15 protein-coding genes are annotated in these 14,219 nt (G+C 52.5%); 6 read left to right on the forward strand and 9 right to left on the reverse strand.

Features of this window, described 5'->3' with window-relative positions:
- Window positions 1-3: 3 nt before the first annotated feature.
- Both GQ51_RS03555 and queD read left to right on the forward strand, forming a co-directional pair.
- On the forward strand, window positions 4-924 hold the full coding sequence (locus tag GQ51_RS03555; protein ID WP_047549852.1) for a histone deacetylase family protein: 921 nt from the start codon (window positions 4-6) through the stop codon (window positions 922-924).
- A 93-nt stretch (window positions 925-1,017) separates the two neighbouring features.
- The gene (gene queD / locus GQ51_RS03560) at window positions 1,018-1,458 is read left to right on the forward strand and encodes a 6-carboxytetrahydropterin synthase QueD (RefSeq protein ID WP_047549855.1); all 441 of its coding nucleotides are present in this window, start codon (window positions 1,018-1,020) and stop codon (window positions 1,456-1,458) included.
- A gap of 58 nt (window positions 1,459-1,516) precedes the next feature.
- Here the strand turns inward: queD and rfbD are convergent, their stop codons facing one another.
- The 9 genes from rfbD to GQ51_RS03605 all read right to left on the reverse strand — a co-directional run bounded on the left by rfbD (window position 1,517) and on the right by GQ51_RS03605 (window position 9,878).
- Window positions 1,517-2,425, reverse strand: a complete 909-nt coding sequence (gene rfbD, locus GQ51_RS03565) for a dTDP-4-dehydrorhamnose reductase (protein ID WP_047549858.1) — start codon at window positions 2,423-2,425, stop codon at window positions 1,517-1,519.
- A gap of 5 nt (window positions 2,426-2,430) precedes the next feature.
- Complete coding sequence (gene rfbC / locus GQ51_RS03570) at window positions 2,431-2,979, reverse strand: dTDP-4-dehydrorhamnose 3,5-epimerase (protein ID WP_047549861.1); 549 nt, start codon at window positions 2,977-2,979, stop codon at window positions 2,431-2,433.
- On the reverse strand, window positions 2,979-3,854 hold the full coding sequence (gene rfbA / locus GQ51_RS03575; protein ID WP_047549863.1) for a glucose-1-phosphate thymidylyltransferase RfbA: 876 nt from the start codon (window positions 3,852-3,854) through the stop codon (window positions 2,979-2,981). Before rfbA ends, rfbC begins: the two co-directional genes overlap by 1 nt.
- Entirely contained in the window at window positions 3,851-4,936 is a 1,086-nt protein-coding gene (rfbB, locus tag GQ51_RS03580) for a dTDP-glucose 4,6-dehydratase (protein WP_047549865.1), read from the reverse strand. The genes rfbA and rfbB overlap by 4 nt, the downstream gene beginning before the upstream one ends.
- Window positions 4,937-5,009: 73 nt before the next feature.
- Window positions 5,010-5,693 (reverse strand): DNA polymerase III subunit epsilon, encoded by a 684-nt coding sequence (gene dnaQ / locus GQ51_RS03585; RefSeq protein WP_047549866.1) that lies wholly within the window; start codon window positions 5,691-5,693, stop codon window positions 5,010-5,012.
- The gene (gene rnhA, locus GQ51_RS03590; protein WP_047549869.1) at window positions 5,690-6,166 is read right to left on the reverse strand and encodes a ribonuclease HI; all 477 of its coding nucleotides are present in this window, start codon (window positions 6,164-6,166) and stop codon (window positions 5,690-5,692) included. The genes dnaQ and rnhA overlap by 4 nt, the downstream gene beginning before the upstream one ends.
- Window positions 6,167-6,361: 195 nt before the next feature.
- Window positions 6,362-7,582 carry an argininosuccinate synthase gene (locus GQ51_RS03595; protein WP_047549872.1) on the reverse strand — a complete coding sequence of 407 codons (1,221 nt, stop codon included), beginning with the start codon at window positions 7,580-7,582 and terminating at the stop codon, window positions 6,362-6,364.
- A gap of 107 nt (window positions 7,583-7,689) precedes the next feature.
- Window positions 7,690-8,604, reverse strand: a complete 915-nt coding sequence (gene argF, locus GQ51_RS03600; RefSeq protein ID WP_047549874.1) for an ornithine carbamoyltransferase — start codon at window positions 8,602-8,604, stop codon at window positions 7,690-7,692.
- Between the two features lie 92 nt (window positions 8,605-8,696).
- On the reverse strand, window positions 8,697-9,878 hold the full coding sequence (locus GQ51_RS03605) for an aspartate aminotransferase family protein (protein WP_047549877.1): 1,182 nt from the start codon (window positions 9,876-9,878) through the stop codon (window positions 8,697-8,699).
- Between the two features lie 287 nt (window positions 9,879-10,165).
- On the opposite strand from GQ51_RS03605, the gene GQ51_RS03610 reads away from it, so the two are divergent.
- The 4 genes from GQ51_RS03610 (at window position 10,166) to GQ51_RS03625 (ending at window position 14,191) form a co-directional block, all read left to right on the forward strand.
- The gene (locus GQ51_RS03610) at window positions 10,166-11,275 is read left to right on the forward strand and encodes an aromatic ring-hydroxylating oxygenase subunit alpha (RefSeq protein ID WP_047549880.1); all 1,110 of its coding nucleotides are present in this window, start codon (window positions 10,166-10,168) and stop codon (window positions 11,273-11,275) included.
- Between the two features lie 25 nt (window positions 11,276-11,300).
- Window positions 11,301-12,200: a DMT family transporter gene (locus GQ51_RS03615; protein WP_268746802.1), complete on the forward strand. Its 900-nt coding sequence runs from the start codon at window positions 11,301-11,303 to the stop codon at window positions 12,198-12,200.
- A 149-nt stretch (window positions 12,201-12,349) separates the two neighbouring features.
- Complete coding sequence (locus GQ51_RS03620; RefSeq protein ID WP_047549887.1) at window positions 12,350-12,970, forward strand: hypothetical protein; 621 nt, start codon at window positions 12,350-12,352, stop codon at window positions 12,968-12,970.
- A gap of 102 nt (window positions 12,971-13,072) precedes the next feature.
- Window positions 13,073-14,191 (forward strand): FUSC family protein, encoded by a 1,119-nt coding sequence (locus GQ51_RS03625; RefSeq protein ID WP_235276160.1) that lies wholly within the window; start codon window positions 13,073-13,075, stop codon window positions 14,189-14,191.
- The last annotated feature ends 28 nt before the right edge of the window (window positions 14,192-14,219 follow it).

Genomic DNA, 14,219 nt, shown 5'->3' on the forward strand with positions numbered 1-14,219 from the left:
ATCATGAAAACTGCATTCATCTCGCACCCGGATACCTTGCTGCATGTGATGGATGGCAACCACCCCGAATCGCCCGCCAGGATCAATGCAATCAAAAATGCCCTGATCAGGAACGGCATTTACCAGAAACTCGATATTTACGAAGCCCCCCTTGCCACGGACAGGGAGCTGCAGCGCGTACACAGCAGCGCCTATATCCAGAAAATACGCACCCTGTCACCCAGAGCAGGCCTGGTAAGGCTGGATGCGGACACCGCAATGGGGCCGATGAGCCTGTCGGCGGCGGCCCACGCAAGCGGCGCCGTCATCTTTGCGACCGACCTGGTCATGCGCAATATGGCGGACAATGCCTTTTGCTGCACCAGGCCGCCCGGACACCATGCCGGCCGCGCCAACAGCGCCGGATTCTGCATCTTCAACCATGTGGCAGCGGGGGTGGCGCATGCATTTGAAAAATACGGCATCAGGCGTGCCGCGATCATTGATTTTGACGTACATCACGGCGACGGTACGGAAGATATCTTCAGGAACGACCCGCGCGTCATGCTGTGCTCAACCTTTCAGCACCCGTTTTACCCGCATCGCGGCGCAGAAACGCGCAGCGACAGGATGCTGAATATCCCGCTGCCGGCAAAGTCAGGTCGCAGAGAATTCCAGCAGGCCTTTGAGCAGGAATTCCTGCCCGCTTTGGATCAGTTCAAGCCGGAAATCATTTACGTTTCAGCCGGCTTTGACGCACATGCCGATGACCCGCTGGCGGATATGGGACTGACAGATGCCGACTATGGCTGGATGACGCAATTCATCAGGCAAGTTGCAGCGCGGCATGCGCAAGACCGGGTCATTTCATCACTGGAAGGCGGCTATAACCTCGGCACTCTGGGCGGTGCGGTTTGCAGCCATGTCGAGGCACTTCTAAGCTGATGCCGCTACTCATATTCACTCTATACAAAAAAGCCAGCCCACTCAGCGTATAATGCACATATTCCAATTTTAGTATCTGAAGCGACTGCACTCATGCAAATTACCACCCGTCTTGAGTTTGATTCCGGACACCGTATTCCCAACCATAAAAGCCAATGCAGAAACCTGCATGGGCACCGCTATGTGCTGGAAATCACACTATCCGGCGACATCATCAAGCAGGAAAACGCCTCTGAAAACGGCATGGTCATGGATTTTTCCGATGTGAAAGCGATTGCCAAAGAATCTGTAGTCAACGTCTGGGATCACGCATTCCTGGTATACAAAAATGATACGGAAGTGCTGAATTTCCTCAACTCCCTGCCGGATCACAAAACAGTGGTATTCCCTACCGTGCCTACCGCTGAAAATATGGCGCTAGAAGCATTCCGGATACTCAAGTCGAAATACCATGATACTTATGGCAACCACCTGAAACTGGAAAAAGTACGCCTGTACGAGACGCCGAACAGCTGGGCGGATGCACTGGGCTAAATTGACCAGGCCGAGGCAAACAGGCCTGGCAGGTACTGAAGCTGGCCGGTCGAACTCTTTACTGGCTCAAAGCTTCTAGCTCTGGTATCAAGGCGTTTCGCCAATCCGGCAATGTCACTGAAAAATCCCTGGCCAGCTTGCTGCAGTCCAGGCATGAATTTGCAGGCCGCACCGCAGGGGTCGGGTATTCCTGCGTGCTGATTGCATGAATATGATCCAGGCTGGCTTTCAATAACGGCAGACCGCGGGACACCTGAAGCCGGTTGTATTCTTCTACGATCGCCATGGCAAAACCGTGCCATGACGTCTGCCCGGCGTTCACCATATGATAAGTACCCGAAACATCACCCCGCCATTGATGCATGACGGCAGATAGCGCATCTGCAATACTGCGGCTGCTGGTAGGCGCCCCAACCTGATCAGCCACGATGCGTAGCGCATCCCGCTCTGCCGCCAGGCGCAGGATCGTTTTCAGGAAGTTCTTGCCGTAAGCACCATAAACCCATGAGGTGCGGAAAATAAGGTGCGGCAGACCGGTTGCCCTGATGGCATCTTCGCCCGTGAGTTTGCTTTTGCCGTATACGCTCAACGGCTGCGTCGGGTCTTCTTCAACATAAGCGCCAGCTTTACTGCCGGCATAGACATAATCCGTAGAAAAATGGATCAGCCTGGCACCTGCTCTTGCGGCTTCTTCAGCGAGAATTTGCGGCGCCGTCGCATTAATGGCATAAGCCAGTTCAGGTTCTGACTCGGCTTTATCAACCGCCGTATAAGCTGCGGGATTAACGATCAGGTCCGGCTTGATGGCCTGCACAACGCGACGGATTGCATCCTGGTCTGCCAAATCCAGCTGGCTGCGGTCAAGGCTGACAACGTCAGCCGATAAAGCTCCCTGGTTCAGCAGCGTCTGCTGCAAGGCATGGCCAACCTGCCCATTGACGCCGGTAAGTAGGATTTTTTTATACACGGTATTTACGCTTCAAAAACATCGGCTTCGGCAAGGCCTGTACCTGACTGATCTTTAACAGACAAAACCGGCTCACTAGCCAGCGGCCATTCAATACCGATCTCCGGCTCATTCCAGCGGATGCAGCGCTCATGCTGCGGTGCATAGTAGTCTGTCGTTTTATATAAGAACTCGGTGCTTTCTTTCAACACCAGGAAGCCGTGCGCAAACCCGGGCGGAACCCAGAGCTGACGCTTATTTTCGGCAGAAAGCACCACCCCAACCCATTTGCCGAAAGTGGCAGACTGGCGGCGCAGGTCAACCGCCACATCAAATACCTCGCCGGCCACTACCCGCACCAGCTTGCCTTGCGGCTGCTGGATCTGGTAATGCAGGCCGCGCAATACGTTCACGGCTGAGCGGGAGTGGTTATCCTGCACAAAATCAGTTTTCACCCCTGTCAGCGCCTCGAATTTCTGCTGATTGAAACTCTCGAAAAAGAAACCGCGTTCATCACCGTAAACCTGGGGTTCAATGATCAACACTTCCGGAATTGCTGTCTGGACAACTTGCATCAATACACCTGCTCACTTAATACCAGTTTCAGGTACTGGCCATAACCATTTTTAATATATTTATCCGCCAATGCATCCAAGGCATCGGCATCAATGTAATGCATGCGGTACGCAACCTCTTCCGGACATGCAATTTTGAGACCCTGCCGTTTCTCGATGGTCTGAATAAACATCGAGGCATCCAGCAGGGAGTCATGCGTACCGGTATCCAGCCAGGCGATACCACGCCCCATGACTTCAACCTGCAAATCCCCGGCTTGCAGGTAGATCCAGTTCACATCCGTGATTTCCAGCTCGCCGCGCGGTGAAGGTTTTAACTGTGCCGCAATATCGACTACCCGATTATCATAAAAATATAAACCGGTGACTGCGTACCTGGATTTTGGTACTTTAGGTTTTTCTTCCAGGCTCACAGCCTGACCCCGGCTATTGAACTCAACCACGCCATAGCGCTCAGGGTCGCTGACTGGATAGGCAAATACGGTCGCGCCCTGCGTCAGTCTGGCGGCCTGCTGCGTCATGACCGCCAGCTCATGGCCATAAAAGATATTGTCGCCCAGTACCAGCGCACAGCTATCCTGCCCGATGAAGTCTTTGCCGATAATGAATGCCTGCGCAAGGCCATCTGGCGAAGGCTGCACCGCATACTGGATGGACAGCCCCCATTGGCTGCCATCACCCAGCAACTGCTGAAACCTTGGCGTGTCTTCAGGGGTAGAAATCACCAGGATTTCACGGATGCCCGCCAGCATCAAAGTCGTCAGCGGGTAATAAATCATAGGTTTATCGTATACCGGCAGCAACTGCTTGGAAACCACCTGGGTTACCGGATGCAGGCGCGTGCCGGAACCGCCGGCCAGAATGATGCCTTTCACGCCATCTCCTCGCCACGCTCTGTATAGTGCGTCTGCACCCAGTTACGATACTCGCCGCTGGTGACGTTATTCACCCAGTCCTGATTCTGCAGGAACCAATCCACGGTTTTTTCAATGCCGGTTTCAAAAGTCTCCACAGGTTTCCAACCCAGTTCTCTGGATATTTTGGTGGCATCAATCGCATAGCGCTGGTCATGCCCCAGCCGGTCTTCGACAAACGTGATCTGTTCTGCATAAGAATGGCCATCTGCGCGTGGTTTTTTCCTGTCCAGCAACCTGCAAAGTGTGCGTACCACTTCGATATTCGGTTTTTCGTTCCAGCCACCTATGTTGTAAACCTCGCCTGCCTTGCCAGCCTCCAGCACGCGGCGGATCGCTGCACAGTGATCTTCGACATACAGCCAGTCGCGTATCTGCTGGCCGTTACCGTAAATCGGCAATGGCTTGCCGTTCAATGCGTTGTGAATGACCAATGGGATCAGCTTTTCCGGAAAATGGTGCGGCCCATAATTGTTGGAGCAATTAGTGGTCAATGTCGGCAAGCCATAGGTGTGGTGATAGGCGCGCACCAGATGGTCTGATGCCGCTTTGGAAGCGGAATACGGACTGTTGGGCGCATACTGCGTCGTCTCGGTGAACGCTGGGTCGTCTTTTGCCAAGGAGCCGTAGACTTCATCCGTTGACACATGCAGGAAACGGAAGGTTTTCTTGTGTTCCGTATCAAGCCCGTTCCAGTATCCACGCACGGCCTCAAGCAGGTGAAAGGTACCGACAACATTGGTCTGGATAAAATCTTGAGGGCCGTGAATCGAACGGTCCACATGGCTTTCTGCGGCAAAATTCACGACAGCGTATGGCTGGTGTTCCGCCAGAAGCTTATCGAGCAGATGACGGTCGCCGATGTCGCCATGCACAAATACATGGCGCGCATCACGGCCTAATGACACCAGGTTATCGAGGTTGCCGGCATAGGTCAGCTTATCGAGGTTGATGACATTTCCCAAGCCCTGTTTTACCCAGGCCAGCACAAAATTAGAGCCGATGAAACCGGCACCGCCAGTCACTAGTATTGTCTTGTTCATTTTCCGCTTTCTTAAACTTTAAAATACAGCAGGCATTCCATATCCGGCCATTCCTACCCCAAGTGCTCCCAACCTAGCCATTCCAGATACAGTTGCCCGATTTGGCAAGTGCCGCCAGGTATTCTTCATGAGCCGCCAGCTCATCCGCATTTGCAGGCTTAACCAGTAGAGGTGCATGACTGCCGGGCACAACATCCACATCTGCCTGCTCCGGCTTATCCAATGCCATCATCAGGCTTTCCTGGCCGCGTGTCATCGCCATATACACATCGGCCAGAAGTTCGGCATCCAGCAACGCACCGTGTAAAGTCCGTTTGGAGTTGTCAATACCGAAATGCCGGCACAATGCATCCAGGTTATTACGCTGCCCGGGTCGCATCTCTTTGGCAATCTTCAACGTATCGGTCACTTTTGCCGTAATTTCCTCTACGGTCTTCAAACCCAGCAAGCCAAATTCACTGTTCAGAAAACCCACGTCGAACGGTGCATTGTGCATAATCAGTTCAGAATCGGCAATAAATGCGATCAGGTCATCGGCAATGTCGGCAAAACGCGGTTTGTCCTGCAAGAATTCCAGGGATATTCCATGCACTTCCTGTGCTCCCTGATCGATCTCACGATCAGGATTCAGGTAAAAGTGAAAATGGTTCTTGGTCAGGCGGCGGTTAACGACCTCAACCGCCGCGACCTCGATCACACGGTGCCCCTGTGCCGGGTACAAGCCGGTAGTTTCAGTATCCAGAAAAATCTGCCTCATGAGGCCACCCCTCCTTGCATAAGCTGCTCCACCCCTTTGTTTGCGAGCATATCGGCGCGTTCGTTGCCGGCATTACCCGCATGCCCCTTGACCCACACCCACTCAACTGTATGCTGTTGTGCCAAACCATCCAGCAAACGCCACAGGTCGTCGTTCTTTACCGGCTTTTTGTCTGAGGTACGCCAGTTGCGCGCTTTCCAGCCGCTGATCCACTCGGTCATGCCCTTCTGCACATAAACCGAGTCGGTAAACACACGGGCATGACACGATCTTTTCAACGCTTCCAGTGCACGGATTACCGCAGTAAGCTCCATACGGTTATTGGTCGTATCCATCTCGCCCCCGAACAGCTCTTTTTCATGGCCGTCATAGTGTATCCATGCGCCCCAACCACCAGGGCCAGGGTTGCCTTTACAGGCGCCATCTGCATAAATCTCGACGGTACGCTGCCGGCTAGAATCTATTTTTGTCATGAATGATCTGGTCTCGCTATTTGTACTTTCTGAATGACCCGATTATAAGACATTCAGCCGCCAATTTAAGGCTTTGTCGTACAGATAAGCACACATCAGTGATCACCGCAGGTACTACTCAAAAAAAATGCACCTGGATACCAGATGCATTTCTGTCAATCACGCCAGTGAATATGAGCGCCTGGCCATCAACACTTATTTTTTATTTCTCAGGTTTGCAGCGATACGCATCCTGAGGGCATTGAGTTTAATGAAACCGCCCGCGTCCTTGTGGTCATACGCGCCTTTATCATCTTCAAAGGTAGCAATGTTAGGATCAAACAGCGAATTAGTTTTGCTGTCGCGCCCGCTGACGATGACATTGCCTTTATACAGTTTCACGCGCACCCAGCCATTCACTGAAGCCTGTGTATGGTCAATCAAGGCCTGCAAGGCCATGCGCTCAGGGCTCCACCAGTAACCGTTGTAGATCATACTTGCATAACGCGGCATCAAATCATCTTTGAGATGCGCCACTTCACGATCCAGTGTTATGGACTCAATGGCACGGTGCGCTTTCAGCATGATGGTGCCACCAGGGGTTTCATAGCAACCGCGTGATTTCATGCCCACGTAACGGTTCTCAACCAGGTCCAGACGACCGATGCCATGTTTGCCGCCAATCACATTCAGGTGTGCCAGCAGTTCGTGCGGTTTCATTGCCACGCCGTTCAGGCTGACCGGGTCACCGTTCACATATTCGATATCCAGGTACTCAGGGGCATCCGGCGCTTTCTCCGGGCTCACGCTCCAGCGCCACATTGATTCTTCAGCTTCTGCAGCCGGGTTTTCAAGATGGCGGCCTTCATAAGAAATATGCAGCAGATTGGCATCCATGCTGTATGGGCTGCCGCCTTGCTTGTGTTTCATATCCACCGGAATGCCATGTTTTTCTGCGTAAGCCATCAATTTTTCACGGCTTAGCAGATCCCACTCGCGCCATGGGGCGATGATCTGGATGTTCGGATTCAGCGCGTAAGCGCCCAGCTCGAAACGCACCTGGTCGTTGCCCTTGCCGGTCGCGCCGTGTGAGATGGCATCGGCATTGGTCTGGCGCGCCACTTCAATCAGGCGCTTTGCGATCAGCGGACGCGCGATAGAGGTGCCCAGCAGGTATTCACCTTCATACACTGTATTGGCACGGAACATCGGGAACACGAAGTCACGCACGAACTCTTCACGCACGTCATCAATGAAAATCTCTTTAACGCCGGCTGCCTGTGCTTTTGCACGTGCCGGCTCAAGCTCTTCACCCTGGCCCAGATCAGCGGTATAGGTCACCACCTCGCATTTATACTCATCCTGCAGCCATTTCAGGATCACTGAAGTATCCAGGCCGCCTGAGTAGGCTAAAACTACTTTATTAATTTTGCTCATAATTTCCTTTTTTATTAGCCACAGATGAACACAGATACAGAGGGATTAAGATCAAAATCAAAAACATTTTTCATCATGGTTCTATCTGTGTACATCAGTAGCTAAATTCAAACCTTTCCTAATAACAAATATTCCATCAATGCTTTTTGTGTATGCAAGCGATTCTCCGCTTCATCCCACACCACGCTTTGCTTACCATCAATGACGTCCGCAGAAACCTCTTCACCGCGATGTGCCGGCAGACAATGCATGAACAATGCATCTGCGGCGGCAACGCGCATCATGTCTGCATCCACCTGCCAATCGGCGAAGTCACGCATACGTTCTTCATTTTCCGCTTCAAAGCCCATGCTGGTCCACACATCGGTCGTGACCAGGTCGGCGCCTTTGGCTGCATCCATCGGATCTGCAAACACTTCAAAGTGATCAGTGCCATACAGATTTGCGCGCTCAGGTTCCACTTCGTAACCGGGAGGCGTTGATACATGCACGTTGAAATCCAGTACTTCAGCCGCCTGCAGCCAGGTGTTGCATACATTGTTGCTGTCGCCGATCCAGGCCACGGTTTTGCCCTTGATTGAACCGCGATGCTCAATGTAGGTAAAAATATCGGCCATGATCTGGCAAGGGTGATATTCATTGGTTAAGCCATTAATGACCGGAACGCGTGAGTTCGCGGCAAAACGCTCGATGATTTCCTGCTCAAAGGTACGGATCATCACAATGTCGCTCATGCGCGAAATCACCTGTGCCGCATCTTCCACCGGCTCACCGCGCCCCAGCTGTGAGTCACGGGTGTTGAGATAGATCGCTGAACCACCCAGCTGCTGCATGCCTGCTTCAAATGAAAGTCGCGTACGCGTGCTTGCCTTTTCAAAAATCATGACCAAGGTACGATCCTGTAAAGGCCAGTATTGCTGATAGGCCTTGAATTGATTTTTAATCCAGTGCGCACGCTGAAACACGTACTCAAACTCGTCACGATTTAAATCATTGAATTGCAGAAAATGTTTTATTGCCATAATGGTTTGGAAGCCAGAGTTTTATTGAAACGGGCTTCTTCAGTTAATTAACTCGTTTAAGATTGTTTATATTATTTATATTGTTCAAGTTCTTATTTTGCCAGAAAAGCCTTAACCAAAGCAGACAGGCGTTTCACCAGTTCTTTCGCCTCAGCTTCATTCATGACCAGTGGCGGTAGCAAGCGCACCACCTTGTCGGCGGTTACGTTAATCAGCAGCTTGTCAGCCAATGCCATCTTCACCAGGTCGCCGCATGGACGATCCAGCTCTATGCCTACCATCAGGCCCGCGTTACGTACAGTCACAACACCGGCTGTATCCTTGAATTCCGCCATAAAACCCTCGCAGATCAGATTGCCGATCCTGTCGGCATTCTCACGGATGCCTTCCTCTTCGATAATGTTCAGTGTGGCCAGGCCGGCAGCGGTTGCCAGAGGGTTGCCGCCAAAGGTTGATCCATGTTTACCGTAGGTAAACACATCGGCAGCTTTACCGCTGGCGACACATGCACCGATAGGCACGCCGGAACCCAGTCCTTTTGCCAGGCTCATGACATCAGGCTTGATGCCGGTATGCTGAAAGGCAAACCAGGTACCGGTACGGCCGATGCCGGTCTGCACTTCGTCCAGCATCAGCAGCCAGTCATGGGCATCACATATCTGGCGCAATGCCTCAAGGTACGCACTCGCCTCTTTGGGGATATTGATGCCGCCCTCACCCTGTACAGGTTCCACAAGGATCGCCACGATATTGGGATGATGCTCGGCGACATGTTTGACCGCATCCACATCATCATAAGGTACACGAATGAAACCGCCCACCAGCGGCTCAAAACCTGCCTGCACCTTGTAATTACCGGTCGCGGACAATGTTGCCAGCGTACGACCGTGGAACGATTGCTCCATCACGATAATTTCAGGGTTTTCAATGCCTTTGTTATGCCCGTAAAGACGCGCCAGCTTGATTGCGGCCTCATTCGCCTCACAGCCGGAATTGCAGAAAAACACCTTGTCCATACCTGCGATTTCACAGAGCTTATCCGCAAGGGCTGCCTGCTCGGCAACCTGGTAAATGTTGGAAACATGGATCAGTCTGGCAGCTTGCTCACTGATCGCTTTCACCAGCTTGGGATGGGCATGCCCTAAGCCATTGACGGCCACGCCGGCCAATGCATCCAGATATTTTTCACCTTTATCATCCCATAGCCACACCCCCTCACCTTTAGCAAAGGTAACCGGTTGACGCATATAGGTATTCATCAAATGATCAGACATTTTTTACTCGATACTCAATTATTTTTTGATAATGCTTACAAGACAGCCTTTAAACACAACACGGCAGAATGATTAAACAATCACGACTTATTAATGATTGAATTATTCTAATTGATGGTTATAATTTGAAGGGCATGGAAACTCTCGTGAGAGTAGCTTAAAACCTCAATCTTGGCAAGTTTTACAACAGGATCCAGCCTGATTATTATTGAATAATCACTTGATAAAAATAGCAATTTAGGCAAAAATCGCGATCCTCGTAATTTTAACTGCCAATCATTTTATTTATGGCATCTTTGAATTTGATCCCCCAACAAGATACGCAAACACAACTGCCGGTAGCCTGGTATGTTGATGCAGATATTTATGCACTTGAGCAACAGCATATGTTTGCCCAAGCCCCTCATTACCTTGGTCACGAACTGATGGTACCCAAAGAGGGTGACTACCGCGTGCTTGACTGGTCTGGCGAAGCGAAAGCCCTGGTGCACGGGCAGGATGGCATTAACGTGATCAGCAATATCTGCCGCCATCGCCAGGCTGTCATGCTTAAGGGCCACGGACAAACTAAAAATATCGTATGTCCGCTGCATCGCTGGACGTATGACCTGCAAGGCAAGCTGCTGGGCGCTCCGCATTTTGAACAGAACCCATGCCTGCATCTTGATAAAAAACCGCTGCAGAACTGGCAAGGCCTGTTATTCGACAGCAAGCGCGATATCGCAAAAACACTGGCCGGCCTGGGCTGCAAACAGGACTTTGATTTTACCGGCTACATGCTGGATCGCGTTGCCGTGGAAGAATACAACTTCAACTGGAAAACCTTCATAGAAGTGTATCTTGAAGATTATCACGTAGGCCCGTTCCACCCCGGGCTTAACCAGTTTGTAGACTGCGAAGCGCTGAACTGGGAGTTCGGTGCTGATTACAGCGTGCAGACTGTCGGCTTCAAACAGTCACTCACCCGTGCCGGTTCACCCGTCTACCAGCAATGGCAGGAACAGGTGGCAAGATACCAGAATGGAAAACTGCCAAAATATGGCGCAATCTGGATGGTGTATTACCCATTCCTGATGATTGAGTGGTACCCGAACGTGCTGGTAGTGACTCACATTATTCCGCGCGGTGTTGACGCCTGCGCCAACGTGGTTGAATTCTATTACCCGGAAGACATTACCCTGTTCGAACGCGAATACGTCGCGGCACAGCAGGCAGCCTATAATGAAACAGCCGTAGAAGACAACGACATCTGCCAGCGCATGCATGACGGCCGCCGTGCCCTGCATGCCCAGGGCATTGATGAACGCGGGCCTTACCAGCATCCGATGGAAACCGGTATGGAACACTTCCACAAATGGTACCGCACGCAGATGCAGCAGCACATTTGCCAGCGTTAACGCCTGCTGCCTGGCCATAGCCCCAGTGAGACCTTCCAGCTCCCAACGCTCTCAATCCAGGCTGCCCAACCTGGGCAGCCTGTGGATGCTGGTAGCGGCGCTCGGGTTTGCCATCATGGGCGCACTCGTGAAAATCGGCGCGCAGAAATTCAGTGCGGCCGAACTGGTGTTTTACCGCTCCCTGTTCGGATTGGTCAGCATCTGGCTATTCATCCTTATGCAGAAACTGCCGCTGGCAACGCCGTACCTGGGCAAACACATGACACGCGCATTGATGGGCTTTGCCGCACTGGTACTGTTTTTTTACGCAATCGCACACTTGCCGCTGGCAACAGCCATTACACTTAACTACACATCGCCGCTATTTCTAGCCGTACTCATGCCGCTTTTCCTGCATGAAAAACCCAGGAAAATCCTGCTGATGGCACTGGCAATCGGTTTCATCGGCGTCAGCTTGCTGCTGAAACCCACCATTGACCAGGATAGCTGGTTCGCCGGGCTGATGGGACTACTCTCCGGCGTCGGCGCAGCGTTAGCTTATGTACATGTGAAACAGCTGGGGCAAGTCAATGAACCGGACTGGCGCACCGTGTTTTACTTCACGCTGGTTTCCACCATAGGCGCCGGCTTATGGATGCTGTTCGATTCTTTCCAGAAAATCACCTGGCAAGACCTGCTGATCCTGTGCGGGCTGGGGCTATCGGCCACGATTGCGCAACTGGCGATGACACGCGCATACCGCACCGGCGACACACTGGTCGTTGCAAGCCTGGCCTATGTGACCATTCTGTTAGCCAGCCTGCTGGGAATATTCCTGTGGGGTGAACACCTGAGCGCTGATGCCTGGCTCGCAATCGGCCTGATCATCCTGAGCGGCATGATCAGTATCCGCAGTGCCCAGCCGGCACAGGAAGACCGCCAGTAACCATCAGGAAAAAACCATGATGCGGCTCAATGACTTACTGCACATTAGCGCTGGACAATTATTTTATTCGGCAGTAACCTAACCCTCCCGCGTTAACAACGCCCTGCCCTTAAAATGAAGCTGGATCCCGGCACAATAAAACTGACATCATGAAACTGGCGCGACTCAACCACTGGCCGAAACGCCTGCTGTTACCGGCATTTGCAGTATTACTGCTCACGGGCTGCTTTGGCGGTACGGTTGCGCAGCAGCTGGCGCGCTCCATATTCATGCACGGCGCCGACAAGGCGACCGCGGCAGCCATTGATGCGCACGAACGCCAGGAAAAACTTGCCGCCCAGCATATGGTGCTTGAAAGCAAAGAATTGGACACATACCAGATCGCATTTTTACGCTCGGGTTTTAACGTGATCCAACCTCAGGTAGAAACGCTGCCGCAGGCTGCTGAACAAGCGGAGCCGGCAGTGCAGGAGTTGCAGGCAAGCAAACTGGTAAGCGTAGAAGTATGGAGCCTGCTGATCGGCGACGAAAAACAAAAGCTGCTTGAAAAAGCCAGCTTACAGGGTTCCCAGCTAATTCCTCCCAAAGAGGAATGGCCGACATGGCATGTCGCGATAGGCGGCGCAGACGAGATGAAAACCGGTAACCGGCAGGAATCCATCATATTCCTGATCCCGCCTGATTTAGGAAAAATGCACAGCGGTAACAGGGCACTGGTGGAACTGCCTCACAGCGGTGAATTAAGCATTGCCCGCTATGCGCTGAACTAGCGCCAGCCTTAGGCCGCACGGCCGCCTGCACACAAAATCCGGCTTGATTTTCGGTTTCACTTGATTGATGATTCCATATCATGATTGCCTACAGCAGGAAACATGACATCTATGACGCAAAGCAGGCTAACCCGATTAAAAAAGCTGATTCACGCAGAGCTTGATCATTTAACAAAAATAACGCCTAGCGACCGCCCATGGCAGATGCCGTTCACGGCCGCGCTGGCGATAGGTTTGCCACTGACAGTAGGTGCATACTTCAATCACCTCGATTACGGCCTGGTTTCCTCACTGGGCGGGCTGGTGTTCCTGTACCTGCCGAACACGCCCATGCATCACCGCATGGTCACAATCATGGCCTGCGCATTTGCAATCACCGCATGCTATGCCCTGGGTGTGATGAGCCACTTTTCATCGGTATTGATGGTGCCGGTGCTGACATTCATCTCTATCCTGATCACCATGCTGTGCCGGTTCTACATGCTGGGCATGCCCGGCAGCCTGTTCTTTATCATGGCTGCAGCCATCGGCGCTTATACGCCGTTGACTCCAATGCAGGTGCCGCTGATGGTAGGCCTGGTCAGCATGGGAGCCCTGCTGGCCTGCCTGCTCGCTTTCTTTTACAGCCTGTACCGCCTGCGCCTGCATGCGGCAAAAGCCGCACCGCCCCTGGCCGCCCCCACTTTTGACTTTGTCGTATTCGACTCCGTGATTATCGGCATATTTGTAGGCATTTCACTGCTGCTGGCACAATCACTGCACCTGGAAAAAGCCTACTGGGTACCGGTCAGCTGCCTGGCAGTGATCCAGGGAGTATCGGTGCGTGCGATCTGGAATAAACAGCTGCATCGCATTGTCGGCACCGGCATTGGCCTGCTTGTTTCCTGGGGGCTGCTGTCGCTGACCATGGACAAATGGATGATCTGCCTGACCGTCATGGTGCTGACTTTCATGATCGAGGTCATCGTGGTCAGGCACTATGCATTGGCCGCAATCTTCATCACACCGCTGACGATATTGCTGGCAGAAGCCGCCACCATGGCGCATGGCAGCGTGTCACTGCTGATCCAGGCCAGGTTCTTCGATACGGTGCTCGGCTGCCTGACCGGCCTCGCGGGCGGCATCTGCCTGCACAGCCCGGCTTTCAGAAGAATCGCAGGTGCCCAGATGAAACGTCTGGTACCCGCCAGTATCAGACGCCAAGATCAACATCGAGATTAAATGTTGGGATTACGCATCTGATATTAAA

The organism is Methylotenera sp. G11 (genome assembly GCF_000799735.1).
Taxonomy (GTDB): domain Bacteria; phylum Pseudomonadota; class Gammaproteobacteria; order Burkholderiales; family Methylophilaceae; genus Methylotenera.

Coding starts and splice junctions, on each gene's coding strand:
- GQ51_RS03555 (WP_047549852.1), top strand. CDS start 4: ATGAAAACTGCATTCATCTCGCACCCGGATACCTTGCTGCATGTGATG.
- queD (WP_047549855.1), top strand. CDS start 1,018: ATGCAAATTACCACCCGTCTTGAGTTTGATTCCGGACACCGTATTCCC.
- rfbC (WP_047549861.1), bottom strand. CDS start 2,979: ATGCAAGTTGTCCAGACAGCAATTCCGGAAGTGTTGATCATTGAACCC.
- rfbB (WP_047549865.1), bottom strand. CDS start 4,936: ATGAACAAGACAATACTAGTGACTGGCGGTGCCGGTTTCATCGGCTCT.
- dnaQ (WP_047549866.1), bottom strand. CDS start 5,693: ATGAGGCAGATTTTTCTGGATACTGAAACTACCGGCTTGTACCCGGCA.
- rnhA (WP_047549869.1), bottom strand. CDS start 6,166: ATGACAAAAATAGATTCTAGCCGGCAGCGTACCGTCGAGATTTATGCA.
- GQ51_RS03595 (WP_047549872.1), bottom strand. CDS start 7,582: ATGAGCAAAATTAATAAAGTAGTTTTAGCCTACTCAGGCGGCCTGGAT.
- argF (WP_047549874.1), bottom strand. CDS start 8,604: ATGGCAATAAAACATTTTCTGCAATTCAATGATTTAAATCGTGACGAG.
- GQ51_RS03605 (WP_047549877.1), bottom strand. CDS start 9,878: ATGTCTGATCATTTGATGAATACCTATATGCGTCAACCGGTTACCTTT.
- GQ51_RS03610 (WP_047549880.1), top strand. CDS start 10,166: ATGGCATCTTTGAATTTGATCCCCCAACAAGATACGCAAACACAACTG.
- GQ51_RS03620 (WP_047549887.1), top strand. CDS start 12,350: ATGAAACTGGCGCGACTCAACCACTGGCCGAAACGCCTGCTGTTACCG.
- GQ51_RS03625 (WP_235276160.1), top strand. CDS start 13,073: ATGACATCTATGACGCAAAGCAGGCTAACCCGATTAAAAAAGCTGATT.